We start from the raw sequence: 25,389 nt of genomic DNA on the forward strand, positions 1-25,389 counted from the left end.
ATGCCTGCAGACATTTCCCACGCAATTCAGAGGTTTCCACCCAAATGGCAGCAGTAATGGTCGGCCAATTCCACGCCCGTGACGCCGAAGGCCGCATCTACCCCGTGCACGAGTTCCAGGAGTCGACCCTGCAAACCGACGGCAGCACGCTGGGCGCGCCCATCACCACCTATCGCCTGGCAATCGGCGACAAGGTCAACCATCTGGGTGAAAACCGCTTCGAACTGGCGCGCAGCGGCGTCGAGATCATTCGCATTCCTTGATGCAGTCCACCGTGTAGCGGCCGCTTTCATTCTGCAGGCCGTGCACGTCGGCGACGAAACCTGGGAAGCCCTGGTTGAACGCCCGGGCGAAGGCCAGGTAATCGACTATCGAGCGGGTCGCCTCGGTAAACCGCTCCCCCGGCATGATCAATGGAATACCAGGCGGGTACGGCACCAGCATCACCGCTGCCACCCGCCCCAGCAGCGCCTCGATCGGCACCGCCTCCACCTCACCGCGCACCATCTGGTCATAGGCCCGGGCCGGGCTCACGGCTACCTCCGGCAAGCGCGTGAACAACCGTTTCAGTTGCTTGGCCGTGGCATTGGCGCGGTAGCAGCCATGCAACTGGTCGCACAGGTCGCGCAGGCCCATGCCCTGATAGCGTGAGGCATCGGCAGCCACCACGCTCGGCAGGCAGTTGCTCAGGGCGGTATTGCCATCATAGTGGCGCTTGAACTCCAGCAACTCGGTGAGCAAGGTGCTCCACTTGCCCTTGGTGATGCCCATGGAGAACAGCACCAGAAAGCTGTACAGGCCGGTTTTCTCCACCACCAGCCCCCGCTCCCAGAGAAACTTGCTGACCACTGCCGCCGGGATGCCATGCTCGCCCAGTGCACCGCCCGCGCTCAGGCCCGGCATCACCAGGGTCACCTTCAGCGGGTCGAGCAGCACATAGTCGTCCGCCACTTCGCCAAAGCCGTGCCACTCCGCCCCCGGCTGCAGCAGCCAGTCCTGCGCCGCCAGGCGGTGGATGCCTTCGGCGCTCGGCGGCTGCCAGATGCTGAACCACCAGTCGTCGGCGGCGATGTGCTCGCGCAGGTTGGCCAGGGCACGGCGAAAGCTCAGCGCCTCGTCGAACATTTCTTGCAGCAGCGAACGCCCGGCCGGGCCTTCCATCATGGTCGAGGCCACGTCCAGCGAAGCGAGGATGCTGTACTGCGGCGAGGTCGAGATGTGCATCATGAACGCTTCGTTGAAGCGGTCACGGTCCAGCTGGCGCCTGGCCCCGTCCTGCACATGAATCATCGAGGCCTGGCTGAACGCGGCCAGCAGCTTGTGGGTGGAATGGGTGCTGATCACCAGCGGGCTGTCTGCCGCGCAGGCCGTGCCCATGGCATAGCGCCCGGTAAAGAACTCGTGGAATGCCGCATAGGCGAACCAGGCTTCGTCGAAGTGCAGCACCTCGACACTGGCGCCCAGGGTCTGCTTGATCAGCCCGGCGTGGTAGCACAGGCCGTCGTAGGTGGAGTTGGTCACCACCGCCAGCTTGATGCGCTGCCCGCGATCGCGGGCAAGAGGGTTGGCCTGGATCTTCGCCTGGATCGCCTCGGGGCTGAACTCGCTGAGCGGGATCGGGCCGATGATCCCGAGTTCGTTGCGCTCGGGGCACAAATAGAGGGGAATGGCACCGGTCATGATGATCGCATGCACCACCGACTTGTGGCAGTTGCGGTCCACCAGCACCAGGTCGTCGCGGCCGACCATGGCGTGCCAGACGATCTTGTTGGCCGTGGAGGTGCCGTTGATGACGAAAAAGGTGTGGTCGGCGCCAAAGTTGCGCGCAGCCCTGGCTTCGGCTTCGGCCAAGGGGCCGGTGTGATCGAGCAGCGAGCCCAGCTCGGGCACGGAAACGGACAGGTCCGAGCGTAGGGTGTTTTCCCCGAAGAACTGGTGAAAGGCCTGGCCCACTGGGCTTTTGCGATAGGCCACGCCGCCGCCGTGCCCCGGGGTGTGCCAGGAATAATTGGACTGCGCGGTGTGCTGCACCAGGGCCTTGAAGAACGGCGGCAGCAGGCCGTCCAGGTAGATATGTGCGGCACGCGCCACCTGGCGCGCAAGAAACGGCACGGTGTCTTCGAACAGGTAGAGGATGCCCCGCAACTGGTTGAGCTCGCTCATGGCTTCGGCGGGGGCGTTTTCCAGGGTCACCTGTTCGCCCAAGGCGAAAATCGGCAGGTTGGGGGCGCGCAGGCGGGCCAGGCGGATCAGCTCGGCCATGTTCTGCAGCAGGTGGGTATTCTCGCCGACGCCCTCGGCGGCAATCAGCATGCAGGCCAGGCCATGGTGGGTGGCAGCGACAAGGCAGGCCTCGGCATGGTCGGCGGCGGCGAGGATGGCAAAGCCGTCCTGGCGCAGTTCCTCGGCGATGCCCCGCACACGCTCGCCAGCGACGCTGTCAACCTTGATGGCGCGGTGCACGATGAGGATGGGGAACTTGAGGTCCTTGTACATCAGGTGGCTACCTCCGAAGGACATGGCGTCCATTTCAGGGTAGTAGAACCTGTGTGGTCAGGGCCGGCATCGCCTTCAAGACATGCGCAGGATCTGTAGGAGCGGGTTCACCCGCGAAAGGGCCGGAGCAGGCGAAAGATCAACCAACAGGTGTCTCGGTCAGAGCCTGCCACATGGATGGCCCACCCGCCGACTTGGCAATGGCCGCCAGGCGCTCGGCATGCGCCTCCAGCTCCTCGGCACTGGCCATGATCACCCGCCCGGGCACACGCCCGGTAATACGGCGAATCTCGCTGCCACCAGCACCCGTCCCTTCATCCCCGGCTTCTGCCCCATGCGCGGCCAGCGACAGGCTGGTCTGGCCACCGGTCATTGCCAGGTAGACGTCAGCCAGCAATTCCGAGTCGAGCAATGCGCCATGCAGCTCACGGCCCGAGTTGTCGATATCGTAGCGTTTGCACAGCGCATCCAGGCTGTTGCGCTGCCCCGGGTGGCGCGCGCGCGCCAGCAGCAGGGTGTCGAGGATGGTGCAGTGCTGCGAAATGTCCGCGCGGTCCTGCTGGCCCAGCAAGGCAAATTCGTTGTTGATGAAGCCAACGTCGAACGCCGCGTTGTGGATGACCAGCGTAGCGCCCTGGATGAACTCGAAGAACTCCTCTGCGACATCGCCAAAGCGTGGCTTGCCGACCAGGAAGGCATCGGTGATGCCGTGGACGTTGATGGCGCCCTCGTCACTCTCGCGGTCTGGCTGCAGGTAGACGTGGAAGTGCCGCCCGGTCAGGCGCCGGCCGATGACCTCGACACAGCCGATCTCGATGATCCGGTGGCCTTCGCTGACCGGCATACCCGTGGTTTCGGTATCGAGAATGACGAACCGTTTATCTTGCTGCTGCTCCACGCGGGGCGCTCCAACTTGCATCAGTTACAAAGGCCGGAATTGTACCCCAGCTCAACGCTTGGCGCGCACTTCATCGACCCCACGGTTGGCCAGCTGGTCGGCGCGTTCGTTGCCGGGGTGGCCGATATGCCCGCGCACCCACTTCCAGGTCACCTTGTGGCGGTTGACCTGCTCATCCAGCTGCTGCCACAGGTCGGCGTTCTTCACCGGCTCCTTGGCCGCGGTTTTCCAGCCGCGCTTCTTCCAGTTGGTCATCCATTCGTTGATGCCCTTCATCACGTACTGCGAGTCGGTGGTCAGCACCACTTCGCATTCGCGCTTCAGCGCCATCAAGCCCTGGATCGCGGCCATCAGTTCCATGCGGTTGTTGGTGGTTTCGCGTTCGCCGCCCCACAGTTCCTTCTCGACGCCCTTGTAGATCATAAGGACGCCCCAGCCGCCAGGGCCAGGGTTGCCCTTGCAGGCACCATCGGTAAACATCTCGACGCTTTCGCTCATGTACCACTCATGTTCAGTGCTTTTCAGTATCCGGGTTGGCCGCCGTGCGGTTGACCTTGGCCAGGGGCAGCGGCAGCAGCTTGCCCATCGGCTCGCGACGCTCCTGGCGCAACGGCCGCAGGCCCACCACCATCTTGCGTGCTACCAGCAGGTACACACCGCCACCGGAACTCTGCCAGCCGCCAGCCACCCGTTCCCAGCCCGCCAGGCGCTGCTGCCAGGCCGGTGAGGCAAGCGGCGGACGATAGCACCCGAAGCGGCGTTTCTCCAGCGCGAAGCCCAGCAGGTTGAGCCAGTCGCCCACCCGTGACGGCGAGATGCAACGGGCCTTGCGCAAGGCCCCATGGCTGAAGAAATGGCGCATGCCCCAGCTGCTCCAGGGGTTGATCCCGACGATCAGCAGGTGCCCGCCAGGGCGCACGGCGCTGGCCGCCTCGCGCAGCAGGCCGTGGGGCGAAAGGCAGAAATCCAGGCCATGCTGCAGCACCACCACGTCGGCGGCGTGCTCGCTCAGCGGCCAGGCCTGCTCCTCGCAGACAATCTCCACCCCCGGCAGCGGCGCACCGAGGCGCACGTTGCGCTGCACCTGGGGCGCGCTGGGCGGTGGCTCGGCGCAGGGCCCGTAGTGCACAAGGTAACCCCCGAAGAAGCGCCCGAGCTCTTCTTCCAGCAGTTTTTCCTCCTCCCTGAGCATCAGTTGGCCGAGTGGGCCGTTGAACCACTCACGGGCCAGGCTGATCAGCTTGACCCAGTCCGGGTCGGCCTGGGCAAAGGCTTGGTCGGTCATTGCGCTCTCCCTCGAAGGTTCTCGCACCGCGCCATCGCGGATAAGATGCCTTCATGTGCCACGCTAGGCGAATCGGATCCGCACCATGATACAGATCGATGCTCTCCCCGCTTTCTCCGACAACTACATCTGGTTGTTACAGGATACTGCCAAACGCCGCTGCGCGGTGGTCGATCCGGGTGACGCCGGCCCAGTGGAACGCTGGCTGTCGGCCAACCCCGGCTGGGTACTGAGTGACATCCTGGTCACCCACCACCACAACGACCATGTCGGCGGCGTGGAAAGGCTCAAGCAGCTGACCGGGGCCCGGGTCTGCGGCCCGGCCCACGAGCGCATCCCCTGCCGTGACCTGGCGCTGGACGAAGGTGACCAGGTGACCGTGCTGGGCGTGACCTTCCAGGTGCTGGCCGTGCCCGGCCATACCCTGGGGCACATCGCCTTGTTCAGCGACCAGCCGGCAACGCCGGTGCTGTTCAGTGGCGACACGCTGTTCGCCGCCGGTTGCGGGCGCATGTTCGAAGGCACCCCCGAACAGATGCAGCCAGCCCTCGCCCGCCTGGCAGCCCTGCCAGAGCAGACCGAGGTGTACTGCGCCCACGAATACACCCTTAGCAACCTGCGTTTCGCCAAGGCGGTGGAGCCCGAGAACCCGCACGTTCAGCAGCGGTTCGAGGACGTTACCCGTTTGCGTGCCGACAATCGCATCACATTGCCATCAACGATCGGTCTGGAGCGTCTGACCAACCCCTTCCTGCGCACCTCTGAAACATTAGTTAAACAAAAAGCAGACGAATGGAAGGGACATTCAAACCCCTCGCATGTCGCTGTTTTTGCTGCCTTGAGGTCTTGGAAGGACACCTTCTGATAACCTCAAGATATATCGCAAGCGATGGTCAAAGGTTGACCAGGCCCGGAGCGGTTTCTAGAATCGCCGAAATTTTTCGCCCGGAAACCTGTGTCAGCCGATGTCTTCACGTAGCCGCAGAACCTCTCATTCCGTCGCCCTGACGCGCCTGGCCCAAATCAGTGCGCTGGCCCTGGCCGCCACTTTGGTGGGCTGCCAGAGCACCCGTCAGCTCGACGAATCCGATAGCGTTCGCGCGCACAACTACCAGGCGCGGATCAAGCACAAGCCTTCACCGCTGCTGGTAAAGCCGGCCGAACAGGCACCGCAGGACGTGTGGGAACGCATGCGCCAGGGCTTCGCCCTGCAGGACAACATCGACGTCAACCCGCGCATCGAACAGCAGCGCCTGTGGTTCGCCAGCAATCCAAGCTTCATCGAAAGCGCCGGCGAGCGTGGCAGCCTCTACCTGCACTACATCGTCGAGCGCCTCGAAGAACGCGACATGCCGCTGGAGCTGGCCCTGCTGCCAGCCATCGAAAGCGCCTACAACCCGATGGCCTACTCGCGCGCCCATGCCGCGGGCATGTGGCAGTTCATTCCGTCCACCGGTCGTCACTTCAACCTGCGCCAGACCAACTTCTACGATGGCCGTCGCGACGTGACCGCCTCGACCAACGCCGCACTGGACTACCTCAGCCGCCTGCACGACATGTTCAACGGCGACTGGTTGCTGGCCCTGGCTGCCTACAACGCCGGCGAAGGCACGGTCAGCCGAGCCATAGAGCGCAACGAGCGGCTCGGCCTGCCCACCGACTACTGGAACCTGCCGCTGCCGCAGGAAACCCGCGACTACGTGCCCAAGCTGCTGGCCCTGTCGCAGGTGGTACTCACGCCGCAAGCCTATGGCGTGAACCTGAACCCGATCGCCAACGAACCCTACTTCGAGGCGGTGGCCATCAACGACCGCCTGGACCTGTCGCGGGTAGCGGCCTTCGCCAACATCGACGAGGACGAGCTGATCCAGCTCAACCCGGCATTCAAGAAGCGCATGACCGTGGACGGCCCGCAGCAGCTGCTGGTACCCACTGCCAAGGCGCAGCTGCTGAGCGACAGCCTGTCCAACCTCAAACCCGAGCAGCTGGTCAGCCTGCAGCCGAACAAGGCCGTATTCGCCCGCGCCGTGGCCGAAGCCAAGGCCCCTGTGGCGGCGCGCAGCTACCGGGTCAAGCGCGGCGACAACCTGGGCGCCATCGCCAAGGCCAACCGCGTTTCGGTCAAGGACATCAAGCGCTGGAACCGTCTCTCCGGCAACAACGTGCGCGCTGGCCAGGTCCTGGCCCTGCGCGGCGGCAGCGCGCCGAGCGCTGCTGGCAATCGGGTAGCCGCCTCCGGGCAGCGCTCCACGCAGTACAAGGTACGCAAAGGCGATTCGCTGTACCTGGTGGCCAAGCGCTTCAACGTGGAAATGAAACACCTCAAGCGCTGGAACCCGCGCAGCGGCCATGCCCTGAAGCCAGGCCAGACCCTGACCGTCTACCTCTCGCATTGATACGAAGCCCGGGGTCTTTGCGCGGCCCTGTGGGAGCGGCCTTGTGTCGCGAAAGGGGCGCGAAGCGGCCCCAGGATTTCAGCTTCGCCGCGTAAACTGCCGGGGCTGCCATGCAGCCCTTTCGCGACGCAAGGCCGCTCCCACAGGTACCGCGTCACCCGCAGCGACCGGCAACTGGCTGAACCACTTGCCCCACCTTCAAAACCTCTCTTTTTCCAACCCCACCAAGCTGTTACTGTACCCCGATCAAAGCCCAACGCCTCTGGATCGGATGCCGACTTGATACGTCCCCTCCTGCTGTCTCTCAGCCTGGCCTTGAGCTTTCCCGCAGCCGCGATGGTGAGCGAAAGCCACGGATACGCGCAGTTCGGCACGCTCAAGTACCCAGCCACATTCACCCATTTCGACTGGGTCAACCCGCAAGCGCCCAAGGGCGGCACCTTGCGGGCGATGGCTTTCGGAACCTTCGACACCCTCAACCCCTACACCTTCAAGGGGTCGAGCCCGATTACCACGCCCAATTTCCAGCAGTACGGCATCAGCGAGCTGAACGAGCCGCTGATGGTCGGCACCGGCCAGTACGACCCGTCCGGCGACGAACCGACCTCCAGCTACGGCCTGATCGCCCGCTCGGTGGAGTACAGCGAGGACCGCAGCTGGGTGGTGTTCAACCTGCGCCCGGAGGCCCGCTGGCATGACGGCAAGCCGATCACCTCGGCAGACGTGGCCTTCTCCTACCGCACGCTGCTCAAGGATGGCCACCCGATCTACCGCACCAACCTGCAGGAAGTGCAGCGGGTGGACATCCTTGGCCCGCTGCGCATCCGCTTCGTATTCAAGCGCGCCGGCAACCCGCTGCTGATCCTGCGCCTGGGCGAAATGCCGGTGCTGCCCAAGCACTACTGGCAAAAGCGTGACTTCAAGGCCACCACCTTCGAGCCTCCACTGGGCAGCGGCCCTTACCGCATCACCCAGGTCCAGCCTGGGCGCCGGCTGGTGTTCGAACGGGTGAAGAACTACTGGGGCAAGGACCTGGCGGTGAACCGTGGCAAATACAACTTCAACCGCGTGGAATACGAGTTCTACCGCGACGCCACGGTCGCCTTCGAAGCGTTCAAGGCTGGCGAGTTCGACATCTATATCGAGCACCAGGCGAAGAACTGGGCCAACGGCTACAACTTCCCGGCCGTGCGCCGGGGCGAGGTGATCAAGGCGCAGATCCCGCACCGCATCCCCACGCAAACCCAAGGCCTGTTCATGAACAGCCGCCGGGCCACCTTCAGCGACCCACGGGTACGCCAGGCACTGGGGCTGATGCTCGACTTCGAGTGGACCAACCGCGCGCTGTTCAGCGGTGCCTACCGCCGCTCGACCAGCTACTACCCCAACAGCGAATTCGCCGCCACCGGCCTGCCCACCGGCAAGGAATGGCTGTTGCTGGCACCGTTTCGTGACCAGTTGCCGGCCAGCCTGTTCAGCGAACCCTACAAGGTCAGCCATACCGATGGCCGTGGCATCAACCGCCAGACCCTGCGCCAGGCCCTCGGCCTGCTCGCCGAGGCCGGCTGGAAGCTGAACGGCCAACGTCTGGTCGACAGCAAGGGCCAGCAGCTGCGCATGGAACTGCTGCTGGTAAACCCCAACCTTGAACGCATCCTGCAACCTTATGTCGAAAACCTGGCCAGCATCGGCATCGATGCGCGCTTGCGTACCGTGGACCGCGCCCAGTACAAACAACGCCTGGACCAGTTCGATTTCGACATGATTCTGATGACCCTGAACCAGACCCTGAGCCCGGGCCTCGAACAGTGGCTGTACTTCCACTCCAGCCAGGCAACCACCAAGGGCAGCAAGAACTATGCTGGGGTCAAGGACCCGGTGGTCGACCATCTGCTCGACACCCTGCTGGCCGCCCGCACCCGCGATGATCAGGTCGCCGCCGCCCGCGCCCTGGACCGCGTGCTCTCATGGCAGTACTACATGATCCCCAACTGGTACCTCGACAATCATCGCCTGGCCTACCGCAACCGGTTCGCCTTCGTCACCACGCCGCCCTACACCCTTGGGCTGAACAGCTGGTGGATCAAGACTTCGGAGAAAGCCCAATGACGCCAACGCACCGACTGCGCCGGTTGGCCGGCAGCCTGTTGCTTGCCTGCCTGAGCCTTCCCGCCCTGGCCGCACCGCAACACGCGCTCACCCTGTACGACGAGCCCCCAAAATACCCCGCCGACTTCAAGCACTTTGCCTACGTCAACCCTGACGCACCCAAGGGTGGCACCTTCCGCCAGTCCAGCTTCGGCGGCTTCGACAGCCTCAACCCGTTCATCAACAAGGGTGTGCCGGCCGAGAACATCGGCAGCATCTACGACACCCTGATGCGCCAGAGCCAGGACGAGCCGTTCACCGAGTACGGCCTGGTGGCCGGCAAGATCGAAAAAGCCCCGGACAACAGCTGGGTGCGCTTCTACCTGCGCCCCGAGGCACGCTTCCACGACGGCCACCCGATGCGCGCCGACGACGTGGTGTTCACCTTCAATGCCCTGATCAAGGACGGCGCGCCGCTGTACCGCCAGTACTATGCCGACGTCGCTGAAGTGGTCGCCGAAGACCCGCTGACGGTGCTGTTCACCTTCAAGCACAAGAACAACCGCGAGCTGCCGCTGATTCTCGGCCAGCTGCCGGTACTGCCCAAGCACTGGTACGAAAGCCGCGAGTTCAACCGCGGCAACCTGGAAATCCCGCTGGGCAGCGGCCCTTACAAGGTTGCCGAGGTCAAGGCCGGGCGCTCGGTGCGCTACGAGCGAGTCAAGGACTACTGGGCCAAGGACCTGCCGATCAACCGCGGCTTCTACAACTTCGACGTCATGACCTTCGACTCCTACCGCGACACCACCGTCGCCCTGGAAGCACTCAAGGCCGGGGCGTTCGACTATGCGCTGGAAGTCAGCGCGAAGAACTGGGCCACCGCCTACAACGTACCCGCCGTGCGCGATGGCCGCCTGATCAAGGAAGAGTTGCCCAACGGCAACCCCACGGGCATGCAGGGCTTCATCTTCAACATCCGCCGCCCGGTGTTCCAGGACGTGCGCGTGCGCCAGGCGCTGAGCCTGCTGCTGGACTACGAGTGGACCAACAAGCAGCTGTTCAACGGTGCCTACACCCGCACCGGCAGCTACTTCGAAAACTCGGAAATGGCCGCCCGCGGCCTGCCCAGCCCCAGCGAACTGAAAATCCTCGAACCGCTACGTGGCAAGGTCCCCGAGCAGGTATTCAGCGAAGCCTTCCGCAACCCGGTCAGCGACGGCAGCGGCATGATCCGCGAACAGCAGCGCCAGGCCTACAAGCTGCTGCAGGAAGCCGGCTGGAAAATCGTCGATGACAAGATGGTCGACGCCCAGGGCAAGCCGGTGAGCATCGAGTTCCTGCTGGCACAGACCGAGTTCGAACGCATCCTGCTGCCGTTCAAGCGCAACCTCGCCGACCTTGGCATCGACCTGAACATCCGCCGGGTCGACGTGTCCCAGTACATCACCCGCCTGCGCTCGCGCGACTACGACATGATCGTCGGTGGCTACCCGCAGTCCAACTCGCCGGGTAACGAGCAGCGCGAGTTCTGGTCCAGTGCCGCCGCCGACAACCCCGGCAGCCGCAACTTCATCGGCCTGCGAGACCCGGCCATCGACCAACTGGTGGAACAGCTGATCAATGCCGATTCGCGGCAGAGCCTGATCGACCACTGCCGGGCCCTCGACCGCGTGCTGCTGTGGGGCTACTACGTAATCCCCAACTGGCACATCAAGACCTGGCGCGTGGCCTACTGGAACCACATCGGCCACCCGGACGTCTCGCCCAAGTACGACATCGGCATCGACACCTGGTGGATCAAGCCCGGCGTAACCCCGGCCGCCAACGCAGCCGCTGCGGACGAGGCCGAATAACATGCTGGCCTACATCCTGCGTCGCCTGCTGCTGATCATCCCGACCCTGTTCGGCATCCTGATCATCAACTTCATCATCGTCCAGGCCGCCCCCGGCGGCCCGGTCGAGCAGATGATCGCCAAGCTCGAAGGTTTCGAAGGCGCCACCAGCCGCATTGCCGGTGGCGGTGCCGAAGTGTCCGTGGCCGGCTCCAACTACCGTGGCGCCCAGGGCCTGGACCCGGCACTGATCGCCGAGATCGAACGCATGTACGGCTTCGACAAGTCGCCGCCCGAGCGCCTGTGGATCATGATCAAGAACTACGCCCGGCTGGACTTCGGCGACAGCTTCTTCCGCGATGCCAAGGTTATCGACCTGATCATCGAGAAGATGCCTGTGTCAATTTCGCTGGGGCTGTGGAGCACGCTGATCATGTACCTGGTGTCGATCCCGCTGGGCATCGCCAAGGCCGTGCGCCACGGCAGCCATTTCGACGTGTGGACCAGTTCGGCGATCATCGTCGGCTACGCCATCCCGGCGTTCCTGTTCGCCATCCTGCTGATCGTGCTGTTCGCCGGCGGCAGCTACTTCGACTGGTTCCCGCTGCGCGGCCTCACCTCCAACAACTTCGACGAACTGAGCACCACCGGTAAGGTGCTGGACTACTTCTGGCACCTGGTGCTGCCGATCACCGCGCTGGTCATCGGCAACTTCGCCACCATGACCTTGCTGACCAAGAACAGCTTCCTAGACGAGATCAACAAGCAATACGTGGTCACCGCCAAGGCCAAGGGCCTGAGCCGGCCACGGGTGCTGTACGGCCATGTGTTCCGCAACGCCATGCTGCTGGTGATTGCCGGTTTCCCTTCGGCGTTCATCGGCATCTTCTTCACCGGTTCCTTGCTGATCGAAGTGATCTTCAGCCTCGACGGCCTTGGCCTGATGAGTTTCGAGGCGGCCATAAACCGTGACTACCCGGTGGTCTTCGGCACCCTGTTCATCTTCACCCTGCTGGGGCTGGTGGTGAAACTGATCGGCGACCTGACCTACACCCTGGTCGATCCACGCATCGACTTCGCCAGCCGGGAGCACTGACATGGCCTTGTCCCCTCTCAACCGCCGGCGCTTCGAGCGCTTCAAGGCCAACCGCCGTGGCTGGTGGTCGCTGTGGCTGTTCCTGATCCTGTTCGGCCTGAGCCTGGGCGCCGAACTGATCGCCAACGACAAGCCAATTGCCGTGCGCTACGACGGCGAATGGTACTTCCCGGCATTCAAGCGCTACCCGGAAACCACCTTCGGCGGCGAATTCCCGCTGGAAGCCAACTACAAGAGCCCGTACATCCGCGAGCTGCTGGAGAAGAAAGACAGCTTCGTGCTGTGGGCACCGATCCCGTTCAGCTACCAGAGCATCAACTATGACCTGCGGGTACCCGCCCCGGCCCCACCGTCGGCGGACAACTGGCTGGGCACCGACGACCAGGGCCGCGACGTGCTGGCACGGGTGATCTACGGCTTCCGCATTTCCGTGCTGTTCGCCCTGACGCTGACCCTGCTCAGCTCCATCGTCGGCGTGATCGCCGGCGCCTTGCAGGGCTTCTATGGCGGCTGGGTCGACCTGGCCGGGCAACGTTTCCTGGAAGTCTGGTCGGGCCTGCCGGTGCTGTACCTGCTGATCATCCTCGCCAGTTTCGTGCAACCCAACTTCTGGTGGTTGCTGGGCATCATGCTGCTGTTCTCGTGGATGAGCCTGGTGGACGTGGTGCGCGCCGAGTTCCTGCGCGGGCGCAACCTGGAATACGTGCGCGCAGCCCGCGCCCTGGGCATGCGCAATGGCGCGATCATGTACCGGCACATCCTGCCCAACGCCATGATCTCGACCATGACCTTCATGCCGTTCATTCTCACCGGCGCCATCGGCACCCTCACCGCCTTGGACTTCCTCGGCTTCGGCCTGCCGCCGGGCGCACCGTCGCTGGGCGAACTGGTGGCCCAGGGCAAGTCCAACCTGCAGGCCCCATGGCTGGGCATCAGCGCCTTCGCCGTGCTGGCGCTGATGCTGAGCCTGCTGGTGTTCATCGGCGAATCCGCCCGCGATGCCTTCGACCCGAGGAAGTGACATGAGTGAACAGAACCTGATCGAAGTGCGCGACCTGGCGGTGGAGTTCGTCACCGGGGACCAGGCCCACCGCGTTGTGAACGGCATCAGCTTCGACATCCGCAAGGGTGAGACGCTGGCACTGGTGGGCGAGAGTGGCTCGGGCAAATCGGTTACCGCGCACTCGCTCCTGCGCCTGCTGCCCTACCCCCTGGCCCGCCACCCCAGCGGCAGCATCCGCTACGAGGGCAAGGACCTGCTGCAGCAGAACGAGAAGACCATGCAGCGCATTCGCGGCAACCGCATTGCAATGATCTTCCAGGAGCCGATGACCTCGCTGAACCCGTTGCACTGCATCGAGAAGCAGATCAACGAAATCCTCCTGCTGCACAAGGGCCTGACCGGCAAGGAGGCCACGGCGCGCACCCTGGAGCTGTTGGAGATGGTCGGCATTCCCGAGCCACGCAAGCGCCTGAAGGCCTTGCCCCACGAGCTGTCGGGCGGGCAGCGCCAGCGGGTGATGATCGCCATGGCCCTGGCCAACGAGCCCGAACTGCTGATTGCGGATGAGCCGACCACGGCGCTGGACGTGACCGTGCAGTTGAAGATTCTCGAACTGCTCAAGGAACTGCAGGCGCGTCTGGGCATGGCCCTGCTGCTGATCAGCCATGACCTGAACCTGGTGCGACGCATCGCCCACCGTGTGTGCGTGATGCAGCACGGGCAGATTGTCGAGCAGGCCGAATGCGCCAAGCTGTTCAGCGCACCGCAGCACCACTACACGCAGATGCTGATCAATGCCGAACCCAGCGGGCTGCCGGCGCACAACCCGGTGGGCGCGCCATTGCTGGAGGTGGATGACCTCAAGGTGTGGTTCCCGATCAAGAAGGGCCTGCTACGGCGCACGGTCGACCATGTGAAGGCGGTTGACGGGGTCAACTTCAGCTTGCCGCAAGGGCAGACGCTGGGGATTGTCGGCGAGTCCGGGTCGGGCAAGTCGACTTTGGGTTTGGCGATCTTGCGGCTGATCTCCAGCCAGGGCGGCATTCGCTTTCATGGGCAGGATCTGGAAGGGCTGAACCAGAAGGCCGTGCGCCCGTTGCGCCGTGAAATGCAGGTGGTGTTCCAGGACCCGTTCGGCAGCCTGAGCCCGCGCATGTGCGTGGAGGACATTGTCGGCGAAGGGTTGCGCATTCACCGCATCGGTACGGCGCAGGAACAGGAAGCAGCGATTATTGCGGCCTTGGAGGAAGTGGGGCTGGATCCGCGCACGCGGCATCGCTATCCGCACGAATTTTCCGGTGGGCAGCGCCAGCGCATTGCCATTGCCCGAGCGTTGGTATTGAAGCCGGCGCTGATCCTGCTGGATGAACCTACGTCGGCGCTGGACCGCACGGTGCAGCGGCAGGTAGTGGAATTGCTGCGCAATCTGCAGCAGAAATACAACCTGACCTACCTGTTCATCAGCCATGACCTGGCGGTGGTCAAGGCGTTGAGCCACCAGTTGATGGTGATCAAGCATGGGCATGTGGTGGAACAAGGGGATGCGCAGGCGATCTTCCATGCGCCGCAGCATCCGTATACCCGGCAGTTGCTGGAGGCGGCGTTCTTGGAAGTGGATGCGGCTAGTTAGCTTTTGACCGCGCCGGCTTCAAGCCATGCGCTATCCCTGTGGGAGCTGGCTTGCCGGCGATGGGCCGCAAAGCGGCCCGCTTTCGGCGAGGTAAAAAACAGACTTATCCGCTTCCTTGTAGGCCATTTCCCAAACATACTCCTGCCGCGTGTTTTCCGTTGCGGCTGCTCTGGCAGCACTCTGTCTCAGCACGTCGTTGCTCATCAACGACACGGCTTTGACAGGCCGTAACGGTATATGCACACGGCTCGCCTGTTTTGGCGGCTGTACATGGGGCACGTTCGCGTGCGCCGGAACTTGCATAGTCCGCCGGTCTGTCAACCCATGTACAGCTGCCACCCAACTGTTTGACAGCAGCCAGGTGGAAGCCCCACCAAAGGTACTATGCGATGTTGAAGATGGTCCCCGATCCACCCCACGATACCCATTCCCTCGAAGACACCCTGATCCAGGCCACCGACTACGCGCTATGCGCGGCCACCGTGGTGCATCAGGCCTTGCTACTGCAGCCCAAATCGCCGGCTTCGATCCTGATGATGACCTCGATGCATGAGCTGGAGGCGCTTCGGACTTTGCTTGAGTCGGCACTGGTTCAGGTGCAAATGCCCGCTGAGCCTCGGACTTTGCACTGAGGCTTTAGTGTTACGTTGTCTGGGCTGGCCTCTTCGCGGGTAAACCCGCTCCCACAGTATCTCCACAGGCCTTGAGGTAGATGCAGTACCTGTGGGAGCGGGTTCACCCGCGAAAGGGCACGTCCAGGCAGTCGAGAATTTTCAGGGGATTCAAAAATGACCACAGAAGACACCCAATTCACTGTCGGTAAAACCACGTTCTACCAAGGCGAACACGGCACCCACCCACTGTTCCGCATCGAGCCCGGCATTCCCTGCCGCGATGCCCGCGAGCAATCTTCGGAGCTGATGGGCTATGTACGCGAACTGACCATCACCGGCCTGATGGATGAAAAGCCGATGATGATCTGGGCTGCCCACTACCTGAGTGCGATGGCCAAGGCGCTGATGGATGATGCCGAGCTGGGCATGATGCGCTGATTGGCATCACAGGCCATAACGCACATATGGGAGCGGTCTCGTGTCGCCAAAGGGCTGCAAAGCAGCCCCGGCGATTTATGCTTTCATGCAGAAATCTGGGGGCCGCCCTGCGGCCGTTTCGCGACACAAGGCCGTCCCCGCGAGAGATTGCACACCCCGGGAGGCCGGCGCCAGCTGGCCTACGTAGATGCAGCTCAGAGCCGGCCCAACAACTCCTGCCGCTCGCGCCAGATCTCCTGTACAAAGGGGTCGGTCACCCCATAGAGCCCATGCCCCCGACGCATGATCAGGTTAGCGGCCAGCAGTTCGTTGGCAACCGGCTGTATCTCTTCGACACGCACTTCACGCCCCACAGACTTCGAATACTCCGCCGCCGCTTCGTTGGAGAACACCCCACGCGCATCGCCCTCGACCGATGCGATCCGGGCAAAAATCGCTTCAGCCAGGACGCCCAGCTCCTCTACTTTCATCAGCTCCAGGTCAGCAGCAGCCGACCGCAGCGTTGATGCGATTACCGGCAGCACCTCATCCGGCCCCATCCCGGACGCAGGTGAGTGAACCAACTGCCGAAGTGCACGAATGAACTCCTCGGGCCTGCTGCCCAGCGTTTTGAATGCCTGTGCCGCGACATCCAGCGACGGCAAGTTGCCCAGGCCATCTTTTGCGAGCCGCTTGAGCCAGAATTCGACATAGTCCCTGTCCAGCACCGGATACGGCACGTTTGTGGCACCGGCAAAAGCCTGGTTACGCCGCGCGGTCAACTCGTTGACCATCGCCCGGTGAGAGCCAGTGCCGATGAACAGGAAGTGCCCTGGCGTGTTCGGGCGCGGATTGATGGCATCGCGCGCAGCCTTGAGCGCCAGCATCATCTGTTGGCCGTCCTCGGTTGTGATTGCCTGCTGCACCTCATCGACGACCAGCACGACGTCAGTCCTGGCCTGGTCCACAACCTCGGTCAGCGCTTCCGCAAGTGTGACACCGCCCTCTGTGCCCAAGGTTTCCAGGTTGAAGCCAAACTTCAGCCCAGCCACTTCGACCTCCGCGCCACGCAGGGCCTTGAGTTTCTGCAAGAAAGCCGAGGTAGGTTTCTGAAGATCAGCAAGGGCTTTACGCACTGCGGCGAGGACCAGCACGACCGGGCTGGTCTGGGTATCACTCCAGAGGTCGACATAGATCACCAATGCACCCATTTCCTCCAGGGCAGGGATCAAGTCGTTCTTTAAAAAGGTGGTTTTGCCAGTCCTGCGCAGCCCGGAGAAAAATAGCCCTGATCTCAAGCCGATATCCAGGGCAGACGGTTTCAACAGCTGCCTGGCCATGTCGGCAGCCAGTTCACGGCGCGGGAAGATGTCGATCATGGCTTTATCCGAAATTATTGAATAACAATAATTATTGGCAGAGAATAATTTAATGTAAAGGCGTACAGGCAGGTCGGCTCGAAAGCCGTCATCAAATTTTCTGACAACAATCATCTTCCATCATCAGCCAGATCGGGCATAAATTCTCCACCGTCAACCCCAGCAGCAACGGTAGAGCCCCATGTCCAGCCCACACCACCAGCCCGCCTCCCCTGCCCTGACCACGCTGATCCAGCGCTCCGGCCTGCCCAGCCCTGCGCTAGGCGAAGCCCAGGCACATGCCGTGCTGCAAACGCACTACGGCATTGCCGGCAACCTCTCGGCATTGGGCAGCCAACAGGACCTGAACTTCCGTGTAGACGCACCACAAGGCCGTTTCGTGCTCAAGGCCTGCCACGGCAGCTACGCCCAGGTGGAGCTCGAGGCCCAGCACGCGGCCCTGGCCTACCTGCGCGAACAGGGCTTGCCTGTGCCCGCCGTGCGCCCGGCTAGCGATGGCCAGATGCTGCTGGCGTTGGAAATAGACGGGCAACCGCTGCGCATGCGCCTGCTCGACTACATCGAAGGCCAGCCACTGACCCGCCTCAAGCACATGGAGCCACGCCTGATGGCCGAACTCGGCGGGCTCTGCGCGCGGCTGGACAAGGCCCTGGCCACTTTCGACCACCCGGGCCTGACGCGCACCCTGCAATGGGACCCGCAACATGCCCAGGCACTGATCCAGCACCTGCTGCCCGTGCTGGGCAACGCCGAGCAACGCGCCCGCATCGAGCAGGCCACCCAGCTGGCCGCCGAGCACCTGGCGCCGCTGGTCGACCAGCTGCCAAGCCAGGCCGTGCATCTGGACATCACCGACGACAATGCCGTCTGGGCCCGCGATGTCGAGCGCCAGTGGCAGTTGCAAGGGGTGATCGATTTCGGCGACCTGTTGCGCACCTGGCGCATCGCCGACCTGTCGGTGACCTGCGCCGCATTGTTGCACCACGCCGAGGGCGACCCGCTGCGCATCCTGCCGGCCGTGCGTGCCTACCAGGCGCTCAACCCGCTGAGCGAAGCCGAACTGCGGGCGCTGTGGCCACTGGTGCTCAACCGCGCCGCCGTGCTGGTGCTGAGCAGCGAACAGCAACTCACCGTCGACCCCGGCAACCAGTACACCCGCGACAACATCGCCCATGAATGGGAAATCTTCGACACTGCCACCGCCGTACCTTTCGCGTTGATGGAAGCGGCCATCCTGCAAGCTGCGGGCCTGCAGCCCGCCACGCCGGACCTGAGCGGCTGCGCCCTTCTGCTCCCTGAACTGGATCGGCAGGCAGTGACGCGCGTCGATCTGGGCGTGCTCAGCGTGCATTGCGAGGCGGGCAACTGGGAGCAACCGGGCTTCGACCAGCACCTGCTGACCACGCAACCAGCACCGGCTTGCAGCCTGCACGGGCAGTATCGCCTGTCGCAAACCCATATCGACCGCCCCGAAGAGCCTGCCACCTGTGCCCTGGGCGTCGAGCTGCATGTACCCAACGGCAGCCTGGTGCAAGCGCCAGATGCCGGCACCTGGCAGCGCCATGGCGACGGCCGTGGCTGCCTGCGCAGCGCGCACTGGGCGTTGTGGCTGCAAGGCCTGGAAGACGCGCCTGCAGATGGCCAGGCCGTGGAAAAAGGCCAGTCGCTGGGCAGCAGTTGCGGCTTCCTCAGTGTGCAGCTGTGCCTGGATAGCGGCATTCAGCCGCCGTTCTTCGCCACCCCATCCCAGGCGGCCGCCTGGCTGGCCCTGTGCCCGTCACCAGCTGCGTTGCTGGGCTTCGACTGCAATGCCGAGCCGCTGCCCGACCCACAGGCCCTGCTGGCCCGCCGCGATGCCAGCTTCGCCCGCTCGCAGAAGCATTACTACGCGCAACCGCCTCACATCGAACGCGGCTGGCGCAACTACCTGATCGACATGCAGGGCCGCTCGTACCTCGACATGCTCAACAACGTCGCGGTGCTGGGCCACGGCCACCCGCGCATGGTCGCCGAGTCGGCACGGCAGTGGTCGCTGCTGAACACCAACTCGCGCTTCCACTACGCGGCCATCACCGAATTCTCCGAACGCCTGCTGGAGTTGGCACCCGAAGGCTTCGACCGGGTGTTCATGGTCAACAGTGGTACCGAAGCCAACGACCTGGCGATTCGCCTGGCCTGGGCCTACAGCGGCGGGCGCGACCTGCTCAGCGTGCTGGAGGCCTACCACGGCTGGTCGGTGGCCACCGATGCCATTTCCACTTCCATCGCCGACAACCCGCAGGCCCTGGAAACCCGCCCGGACTGGGTGCACCCGGTCGAGGCGCCGAACACCTTCCGCGGCCGCTTCCGCGGCGCCGACAGCGCCACCCACTACCTGCGCGACGTCGACGCCAAACTGGCCGACCTCGACGCCCGTGGCCGCCAGTTGGCGGGCATCATCTGCGAGCCGGTGTACGGCAATGCCGGTGGTATTTCGTTGCCGGCCGGTTACCTGCGCGAGGCCTATGCCAAAGTTCGTGTCCGGGGCGGCGTGTGCATCGCCGACGAGGTACAGGTCGGCTATGGCCGCCTGGGCGAGTACTTCTGGGGCTTCGAGGAACAGGGCGTGGTGCCCGACATCATCACAATGGCCAAGGGCATGGGCAACGGCCAGCCACTGGGCGTAGTCATCACCCGCCGCGAGATCGCCGAAGCGCTGGAGGCCGAGGGCTACTTCTTCTCCTCGGCCGGCGGCAGCCCGGTCAGTTGCCGCATCGGCATGGCGGTGCTGGATGTGATGCAGGAGGAAGGCCTGTGGGACAACGCCCGCGACACCGGGCGCTATTTCAAGGCGCGCCTGCAGGCACTGGTCGACAAGCACCCGCTGGCCGGCGCGGCGCATGGTTCGGGCTTCTACCTGGGGCTGGAACTGGTGCGCGACCGCGCAACGCTGGAACCGGCCACCGAGGAAACCATGGCCCTGTGCAACCGCCTGCGTGACCTGGGCATCTTCATGCAGCCGACCGGTGATTACCTGAACATCCTCAAGATCAAGCCGCCGATGTGCACCACCCGGGCGAGCGTGGACTACTTTGTCGACAGCATTGATCGGGTGCTCTGCGAAGACCTGTAAAGAATTGCGAAGCTGGCCGAGGAGTGTTCATACTTTTCGGCCACAACGCTTCCTCGTCATCAGGTTTACTGACAATGGCCTTTACCAGCGACTCCCTGGCAATCTTCCTCGCGGTGCTGGAGGCAGGCTCGTTCTCTGCCGCCGCACGCAAGCTGGGGCGTGTGCCTTCGGCCGTGAGCATGGCCATCGCCCAGCTGGAGGCAGAGCTGGACCTGGTGCTGTTCGACCGGGCCACGCGCAAAGCCTTGCCCACCAGTGCCGCACTGGCCCTGGAGCCCCAGGCCAGGCAGGTGATCTGCCAGCTCAACCTGCTCGACGCCCAGGCCCTGCAACTGCACAAGGGGCTGGAAAAGCGCCTGACTATCGCCATGGCCCCCGAGCTGCAGACCGGCCGCTGGAGCCAGCCGCTGGAAACCCTCGCCCAGGAATTTCCCAGCCTGGAAATCGAAGTACGCTCGGCCACCCAGGCCGAAGCCATCCGCCTGCTGCATGACGGCAGCGTGCAACTGGCACTGGTCTTCGAAAGGCCTGGCATCGACGAACGCGAGTCATTCCTGGAGGCCGGCAGCCAGTTGCTGGTGGCCGTCGCCTCCCCCCGCCATCCGGCCGGGCAGAACAGCGGCACGCCGTTGCCGGAAGAGACTTTCGCCGAACAGCGGCAGATCATCGTGGCGTCGGGCAAGGCCACCGGGTCGGACCCACGCATGGTGCTGTCGCGGCGCATCTGGCTGACCGACAGCTACCTGGCCACGCTGGACCTGGTGCAATCGGGCCTTGGTTGGGCCTACCTGCCGCAGCCTTTGGTCGAGCCGTTGATTGCTTCGGGCGCGCTGGCGGAGGTGCGTTTCGACAACATGGCCAGCCGGTTGCGCTTGTGGGTGGACATCATCTGGGTCAAGTCGCGCCCGTTGGGCCTGGGCGCGCGGCGTTACCTTGACGTGATGCGCCAATGCTTTGAAACAGAATCCCCGAGGTCCTGAGCGATACGACTGCCTCGTCCGACAGCGAAAAATCCTACAGCTGGTTAGGAAGCCGATAACTACCTGCAGCATTGATTCCCCGTTAGGTTTCTGCTCGCCATCAAGAAGAAAAGGAACTTCTCATGTCGAGCCAGTCCACGCAGGGCTACGTGCAGTCGGTCGATCACTTCGCCAACCAGCAGCGCCAACCAGAAGAAGCCCTCTACCTTTTACTGGACCCATTCGCCGGCTGCCCACCTGAGCACCCGCTGGCCATCGCTGCCCTCAGCGAAGCGCTGGGTAGTGATGCCGTAACGCGCGTCGACTGCAGCCGCCTGGTGCAGGATCCTGAGTGCTGGCCAGCTCTGGTCCAGCTCGCCGAACCCGGCGATGCGCCCACAGCCCTTGCCCCATTAAGCGCGACCTGCGCCGCTCGTGAATCGGCAGCTACCTGGCACTACGTGTGTGGCTGGCTGATCAGCGATCAACCCGCCGACCTCATCGCCCAGCACATCAGCCACCAGTGTCAGGTGCTGCACCAACCAGAACCGCACGGTATCACCGCCTGGTTTGAACCCGTGCGGCTGGCGCTGCTACGCGCGACCCTGAAAAACGCAGGCGAAGTCCTCGGGCCTGTTCGCAGCTGGCTACATCCCGATGGTTGTGGCAGTTGCGAGGTATTCGAGCGAGAACCCATGGCTGGCGAACTGGCCGTCCCCGAGGCCGTGAGGGCAACCCAGCACGTCGCACCGCAGATCATTCAACTGCTCGGTGCCTGGCATCGCCTGAGTGCCGTGCAGCATCCCCATGCACCCTGGCACTTCGCAGGTTCATCAGGCCTGCCGGAAAACGCACCCACCCATGCCATGAACCTGATCCTCAAGGCCTTCAGGCAAGGCCTGCGCGACCGTGCCGATATCCAGTGCATGTGCCTGCACATGCTCATGATCCACCCACTGCTCCTTCAGCACCCGACCATCCAGCACGACGTGGAAAAGGCAGCTGCCGGCGAGCAGCGCCTGGCGGACCGCTTCGCCAGCTACGACGAATGCACCTGGTCGCACATCGTCGCCGGCCTGCCGAAGGCAAGGAGTTACCCATGAGCATCAGCAAAACCATCCACATCGCCATGCAGGAAGAGATCCCCAACACCTACGGCACCTGCAATGCCTGCGAACGCTCCGGCCTGCCGATTCTGCTGCTGCGCGAGGCCTACGCCCCACGCCCGGACACAGGGCGCCCCTATCGCCTGGCAGACGATAGCGAAATCGTCTTCCACCCGATGCACACCGACCAGTTGCGCCTCCTGCGCCAGGGTTATGTCTACGTACTGCTCGACCAGGAAATCTGGCAGGCCTACGAGGTAGCGGCGGAAGGTACCTTGCAGCGCTTTCCGGTGTCGCAGATGCCCTTGGGGCCACCCAGGTCGTTACCCAAGGTATGCGCCACCGAAGGCCACGATGTGATTGCCTCGTTCATCAACATCGATACCCTGCTCTACCGCAAGGCCTGGATCGCCTTCGCCAACGACCCTTGGCCCCGTGCGGTACTCGACCGCTATCGGCAAGGCATCGTCGACAGTGACCCGGGCACCCTCGCCCGCTTCGTCGAAGTGGACCTGAACAGCGCACGCAACGACCCTGCCAGCCTCGGCATCGCCATGACCGACAGCTTCCGCTTCGGCCTGGAACAGGTCCTGGAGTTTTCCACCTTTTCCTCTGCCAGGTTTACCAGCGCTCATGGCTTTTACAGCCGCCTGGGCCGCTGGCATGAAACCCGCACGCATGTGCGCAATGTCATCGAGCAGGAACAACTGCCCAATGGCCTGCTGGCGCTGACGCTACCCGACCCGGTCGGCATGGTCATGGAGCTCAACGCGCAACGCACTGGCTGGGTGCAAGCCCTGCAGGAATGGCGGGCCCAGCCGCAGCGGCACTTCGAATACTTCACCTCGCAAGCACTGCTGGGCATCCGCGAATTGCACGCGGCCATGGCGGCCGTGCAGGGTGCCGAGGACGCGCAGCGGGAAGCCCGGCAGATCGAGCAGTGGAACGACAGCCCGATCGCGGCCAAGGCGTATCTGCCGCCGGTGGACATCGACGCGCAGGCCGAACGCAACACCGCGCGCAAGCAGCAGGACGCCCGCGAGCGGCTGGAAGAGCGTTACGACGAAAGCGCCCGCGCGGCGTTCCAGGCTGATTACGACCGCGAACTGAAAAACTGGCAGTCGATGATCGACCAGGTTGGCGATCTGTATGCGCGGCACTATGCCAAGCGGGCGTTTCAGCAGATCGGCTACTACGACTATGACGCGACCTCCCCCGTTTCGGTGGAGTACTTCATCCAGATGATGGCCGCCTGCCTGGCCGGCGGGCCCACTGAAACCTTGCCGCAGGAGGGTCAGCCGCTCGGGATCACCCAGCATATCTGGCAGCAGCTGCTGGAAGACGACCGCAGCCTGCTTTACCAGGCACTACTGGCCAAGAACCAGAAGCTGATGCAGCAGGTGGCCAACGCGCTGTCCGGGGACGACTTCGGCAAGGTGTACGACATCATCAAGGGCATCGCCGGGACCGCCGATGGCCAACTGCTGATGATCAAGCCGATACAGGATGCCGTTGGCCAGTTGCTGGCCGCGACCAACAGCGCCGGGAATGCACTCAGCCAGCACCTGAGTGAACGGACCAAAACCCTGATCGGCCATGTGCATCGCTCGGCGTTTGCCCTGTTTGCGGGGCAGCAGGTAACGCCGCTCCGGGTGTCGCTGACAGTGGGCGAATACATGAGCCTGCTCAATGAAGCCCTGGAGGCGCGGACCGATGCGTTTCTGCAGAAGGTAGACAAGCAGTTCCGTGACCCACTGGGCCGCAAGGTGCGGGCCATGGTGTTGAGTGGCGCGATCAATATTGCGGCAGCGGGTAACCGTAGGCAGATGATCGAGGTGATGCTCTGGACGTTGGAAAGTGCTGAAAGTTTACAGGCGCGGCTGGTGCAGTTGCGCGAAGGTGCAGCCGGTGGCGTCGGGGCGCTGGTACGCAATATTGCTATTGGTGCGGGTACGCTGCGTGCGCAGGTTACGGGTGGTTTGAAGATCAGTTCTACGGCCGCGCAAAGCGTGGCAAGCGATGCCATGCGCAGCCTGCGGGATGCTGCAGCGAGTAGCGGAAGCGTCGGGCTGCTATTTGCCTTGGGCAGCATGTGGTTCCATCAGGACAGCCTGGGCAAGAACTATCGAGCGTTGCAAGAGACGCATCAGGACAACCCGGAGGCGCTTGCGGCGATCTGGTCTTCATCGCTTGGGTTGTTGGGAGTGAGTGTCGAAGCGGCAGGGCTTGCTGTCACACTTGTACGACCGAAGATACCGTGGCCCGGAACGGTAACCACAGCCTTACTAGGAAAGAACCTAGCCAAGTATGGCGGCGCCATCGCTGCACTCGCCAATGCCATGGATGCAGTGCAATACGTGAATGCGCTCGCCAGAACTAATAACCAAGGGGACAGCACCTCTGCAAACCAGTACGCTCGCGCGGCCGTGCTTGCTACAGTTTCCACTGTCTCTGGTATTTACTCGGCATTATTCGCAAGTTCGCTACTCGGTCCCTTAGGCTTTACGATCATCCTTGGTCTGGCAGCCTATACGCTGGCGATGGATGCCAAAAATCAAGAATCTTCACTATTAGAGCTTTGGTCCCGACACAGTAGATGGGGAACACCAGAGGAACATCGTCGCTGGATGAATCCACAAGATCTGGATATCGCAATTGGCTCACTGAACGCGGCAGCCTTGGGAGTTCAAGCGCAGGCTTCAATTGAGACAAGATTTCAACCAACTCACAGTACGCACACGCTAGACCAAACAAAAGCGTTCATCAGCGATGACGCTGCTGTCGCGGCAGGTTTTTATCTCGACTTGTACATAAGTTTGCCAAATTTCAGTACTGAAGACGCACAGTACAAATGGCAACTGACTGTGTACCCAGCAGGGCAAAATCGACTGCCTTTTCATCTCTCTGGTAATAGTTCACATCCAAAAGTAGTCGAATATGTGCCCGAAGAAACCAAAAAAACCTTTGCTAGACCTGAAAGCGTCAGCGAACGAATAATTTTTAAAACTACCGATAAGACCCTGCACTGAATCGCCCCTGGTTTTCTAGACACTCTCCAAGCTCAGGAAATAGCGTTTC

At 63.1% G+C, this 25,389-nt stretch carries 19 protein-coding genes; 14 read left to right on the forward strand and 5 right to left on the reverse strand.

Annotation, left to right across the window (positions count from 1 at the left end; translation table 11 throughout):
- Nucleotides 1-44 precede the first annotated feature (44 nt).
- Nucleotides 45-263 (forward strand): hypothetical protein, encoded by a 219-nt coding sequence (locus MJ643_RS05325; RefSeq protein ID WP_003261019.1) that lies wholly within the window; start codon nucleotides 45-47, stop codon nucleotides 261-263.
- On the opposite strand, the gene MJ643_RS05330 is transcribed toward MJ643_RS05325, so the two are convergent.
- The 4 genes from MJ643_RS05330 to MJ643_RS05345 all read right to left on the reverse strand — a co-directional run bounded on the left by MJ643_RS05330 (nucleotide 247) and on the right by MJ643_RS05345 (nucleotide 4,679).
- A complete protein-coding gene (locus tag MJ643_RS05330) occupies nucleotides 247-2,496 on the reverse strand; it encodes an Orn/Lys/Arg decarboxylase N-terminal domain-containing protein (protein WP_024087408.1) in 2,250 nt (749 codons plus the stop codon). The genes MJ643_RS05325 and MJ643_RS05330 overlap by 17 nt on opposite strands.
- Before the next feature lie 139 nt (nucleotides 2,497-2,635).
- The gene (dnaQ, locus tag MJ643_RS05335) at nucleotides 2,636-3,394 is read right to left on the reverse strand and encodes a DNA polymerase III subunit epsilon (RefSeq protein WP_013973398.1); all 759 of its coding nucleotides are present in this window, start codon (nucleotides 3,392-3,394) and stop codon (nucleotides 2,636-2,638) included.
- A 51-nt stretch (nucleotides 3,395-3,445) separates the two neighbouring features.
- On the reverse strand, nucleotides 3,446-3,892 hold the full coding sequence (gene rnhA, locus MJ643_RS05340; RefSeq protein WP_003261021.1) for a ribonuclease HI: 447 nt from the start codon (nucleotides 3,890-3,892) through the stop codon (nucleotides 3,446-3,448).
- A gap of 13 nt (nucleotides 3,893-3,905) precedes the next feature.
- Nucleotides 3,906-4,679, reverse strand: coding sequence for a methyltransferase domain-containing protein (locus tag MJ643_RS05345; protein WP_013973399.1), 774 nt, complete (start codon nucleotides 4,677-4,679; stop codon nucleotides 3,906-3,908).
- Nucleotides 4,680-4,764: 85 nt separating this feature from the next.
- On the opposite strand from MJ643_RS05345, the gene gloB reads away from it, so the two are divergent.
- The 9 genes from gloB to MJ643_RS05390 all read left to right on the forward strand — a co-directional run bounded on the left by gloB (nucleotide 4,765) and on the right by MJ643_RS05390 (nucleotide 15,776).
- Nucleotides 4,765-5,544, forward strand: a complete 780-nt coding sequence (gene gloB, locus MJ643_RS05350) for a hydroxyacylglutathione hydrolase (RefSeq protein ID WP_013973400.1) — start codon at nucleotides 4,765-4,767, stop codon at nucleotides 5,542-5,544.
- A 100-nt stretch (nucleotides 5,545-5,644) separates the two neighbouring features.
- A complete protein-coding gene (locus tag MJ643_RS05355) occupies nucleotides 5,645-7,075 on the forward strand; it encodes a lytic transglycosylase domain-containing protein (protein ID WP_013973401.1) in 1,431 nt (476 codons plus the stop codon).
- Nucleotides 7,076-7,354: 279 nt separating this feature from the next.
- Nucleotides 7,355-9,184, forward strand: coding sequence for an extracellular solute-binding protein (locus tag MJ643_RS05360; protein ID WP_024087409.1), 1,830 nt, complete (start codon nucleotides 7,355-7,357; stop codon nucleotides 9,182-9,184).
- Nucleotides 9,181-11,016: an extracellular solute-binding protein gene (locus tag MJ643_RS05365; protein ID WP_024087410.1), complete on the forward strand. Its 1,836-nt coding sequence runs from the start codon at nucleotides 9,181-9,183 to the stop codon at nucleotides 11,014-11,016. The genes MJ643_RS05360 and MJ643_RS05365 overlap by 4 nt, the downstream gene beginning before the upstream one ends.
- Before the next feature lies 1 nt (nucleotide 11,017).
- On the forward strand, nucleotides 11,018-12,091 hold the full coding sequence (locus MJ643_RS05370) for a microcin C ABC transporter permease YejB (RefSeq protein ID WP_009686399.1): 1,074 nt from the start codon (nucleotides 11,018-11,020) through the stop codon (nucleotides 12,089-12,091).
- 1 nt (nucleotide 12,092) lies between these two features.
- Nucleotides 12,093-13,112: an ABC transporter permease gene (locus tag MJ643_RS05375; RefSeq protein WP_013973404.1), complete on the forward strand. Its 1,020-nt coding sequence runs from the start codon at nucleotides 12,093-12,095 to the stop codon at nucleotides 13,110-13,112.
- A 1-nt stretch (nucleotide 13,113) separates the two neighbouring features.
- On the forward strand, nucleotides 13,114-14,724 hold the full coding sequence (locus MJ643_RS05380; RefSeq protein ID WP_024087411.1) for an ABC transporter ATP-binding protein: 1,611 nt from the start codon (nucleotides 13,114-13,116) through the stop codon (nucleotides 14,722-14,724).
- A gap of 389 nt (nucleotides 14,725-15,113) precedes the next feature.
- On the forward strand, nucleotides 15,114-15,356 hold the full coding sequence (locus MJ643_RS05385) for a hypothetical protein (protein WP_013973406.1): 243 nt from the start codon (nucleotides 15,114-15,116) through the stop codon (nucleotides 15,354-15,356).
- A gap of 156 nt (nucleotides 15,357-15,512) precedes the next feature.
- Entirely contained in the window at nucleotides 15,513-15,776 is a 264-nt protein-coding gene (locus MJ643_RS05390; RefSeq protein WP_013973407.1) for a DUF3077 domain-containing protein, read from the forward strand.
- A 194-nt stretch (nucleotides 15,777-15,970) separates the two neighbouring features.
- Here MJ643_RS05390 and MJ643_RS05395 read toward each other — a convergent pair whose 3' ends face one another.
- Entirely contained in the window at nucleotides 15,971-17,134 is a 1,164-nt protein-coding gene (locus MJ643_RS05395; protein ID WP_023661223.1) for an ATP-binding protein, read from the reverse strand.
- A gap of 181 nt (nucleotides 17,135-17,315) precedes the next feature.
- On the opposite strand from MJ643_RS05395, the gene MJ643_RS05400 reads away from it, so the two are divergent.
- The 4 genes from MJ643_RS05400 (at nucleotide 17,316) to MJ643_RS05415 (ending at nucleotide 25,340) form a co-directional block, all read left to right on the forward strand.
- Nucleotides 17,316-20,246, forward strand: a complete 2,931-nt coding sequence (locus MJ643_RS05400) for an aminotransferase (protein WP_013973409.1) — start codon at nucleotides 17,316-17,318, stop codon at nucleotides 20,244-20,246.
- Between the two features lie 74 nt (nucleotides 20,247-20,320).
- Nucleotides 20,321-21,226: a LysR family transcriptional regulator gene (locus tag MJ643_RS05405; RefSeq protein ID WP_013973410.1), complete on the forward strand. Its 906-nt coding sequence runs from the start codon at nucleotides 20,321-20,323 to the stop codon at nucleotides 21,224-21,226.
- A gap of 122 nt (nucleotides 21,227-21,348) precedes the next feature.
- Complete coding sequence (locus MJ643_RS05410; protein WP_013973411.1) at nucleotides 21,349-22,308, forward strand: hypothetical protein; 960 nt, start codon at nucleotides 21,349-21,351, stop codon at nucleotides 22,306-22,308.
- Nucleotides 22,305-25,340, forward strand: coding sequence for a T6SS effector BTH_I2691 family protein (locus MJ643_RS05415; RefSeq protein WP_247726703.1), 3,036 nt, complete (start codon nucleotides 22,305-22,307; stop codon nucleotides 25,338-25,340). The genes MJ643_RS05410 and MJ643_RS05415 overlap by 4 nt, the downstream gene beginning before the upstream one ends.
- Nucleotides 25,341-25,389: the final 49 nt, after the last annotated feature.

Origin of the sequence: Pseudomonas sp. PNPG3, from assembly GCF_023093815.1 — a bacterium.
GTDB classification, from domain to species: Bacteria; Pseudomonadota; Gammaproteobacteria; order Pseudomonadales; family Pseudomonadaceae; genus Aquipseudomonas; species Aquipseudomonas asiatica.

Excerpts from the sequence above, each read along its gene's own strand:
- MJ643_RS05325 (WP_003261019.1), top strand. The coding sequence starts at position 45 with ATGGCAGCAGTAATGGTCGGCCAATTCCACGCCCGTGACGCCGAAGGC.
- MJ643_RS05330 (WP_024087408.1), bottom strand. The coding sequence starts at position 2,496 with ATGTACAAGGACCTCAAGTTCCCCATCCTCATCGTGCACCGCGCCATC.
- rnhA (WP_003261021.1), bottom strand. The coding sequence starts at position 3,892 with ATGAGCGAAAGCGTCGAGATGTTTACCGATGGTGCCTGCAAGGGCAAC.
- MJ643_RS05345 (WP_013973399.1), bottom strand. The coding sequence starts at position 4,679 with ATGACCGACCAAGCCTTTGCCCAGGCCGACCCGGACTGGGTCAAGCTG.
- gloB (WP_013973400.1), top strand. The coding sequence starts at position 4,765 with ATGATACAGATCGATGCTCTCCCCGCTTTCTCCGACAACTACATCTGG.
- MJ643_RS05355 (WP_013973401.1), top strand. The coding sequence starts at position 5,645 with ATGTCTTCACGTAGCCGCAGAACCTCTCATTCCGTCGCCCTGACGCGC.
- MJ643_RS05365 (WP_024087410.1), top strand. The coding sequence starts at position 9,181 with ATGACGCCAACGCACCGACTGCGCCGGTTGGCCGGCAGCCTGTTGCTT.
- MJ643_RS05370 (WP_009686399.1), top strand. The coding sequence starts at position 11,018 with ATGCTGGCCTACATCCTGCGTCGCCTGCTGCTGATCATCCCGACCCTG.
- MJ643_RS05375 (WP_013973404.1), top strand. The coding sequence starts at position 12,093 with ATGGCCTTGTCCCCTCTCAACCGCCGGCGCTTCGAGCGCTTCAAGGCC.
- MJ643_RS05380 (WP_024087411.1), top strand. The coding sequence starts at position 13,114 with ATGAGTGAACAGAACCTGATCGAAGTGCGCGACCTGGCGGTGGAGTTC.
- MJ643_RS05385 (WP_013973406.1), top strand. The coding sequence starts at position 15,114 with ATGTTGAAGATGGTCCCCGATCCACCCCACGATACCCATTCCCTCGAA.
- MJ643_RS05390 (WP_013973407.1), top strand. The coding sequence starts at position 15,513 with ATGACCACAGAAGACACCCAATTCACTGTCGGTAAAACCACGTTCTAC.
- MJ643_RS05395 (WP_023661223.1), bottom strand. The coding sequence starts at position 17,134 with ATGATCGACATCTTCCCGCGCCGTGAACTGGCTGCCGACATGGCCAGG.
- MJ643_RS05400 (WP_013973409.1), top strand. The coding sequence starts at position 17,316 with ATGTCCAGCCCACACCACCAGCCCGCCTCCCCTGCCCTGACCACGCTG.
- MJ643_RS05405 (WP_013973410.1), top strand. The coding sequence starts at position 20,321 with ATGGCCTTTACCAGCGACTCCCTGGCAATCTTCCTCGCGGTGCTGGAG.
- MJ643_RS05410 (WP_013973411.1), top strand. The coding sequence starts at position 21,349 with ATGTCGAGCCAGTCCACGCAGGGCTACGTGCAGTCGGTCGATCACTTC.
- MJ643_RS05415 (WP_247726703.1), top strand. The coding sequence starts at position 22,305 with ATGAGCATCAGCAAAACCATCCACATCGCCATGCAGGAAGAGATCCCC.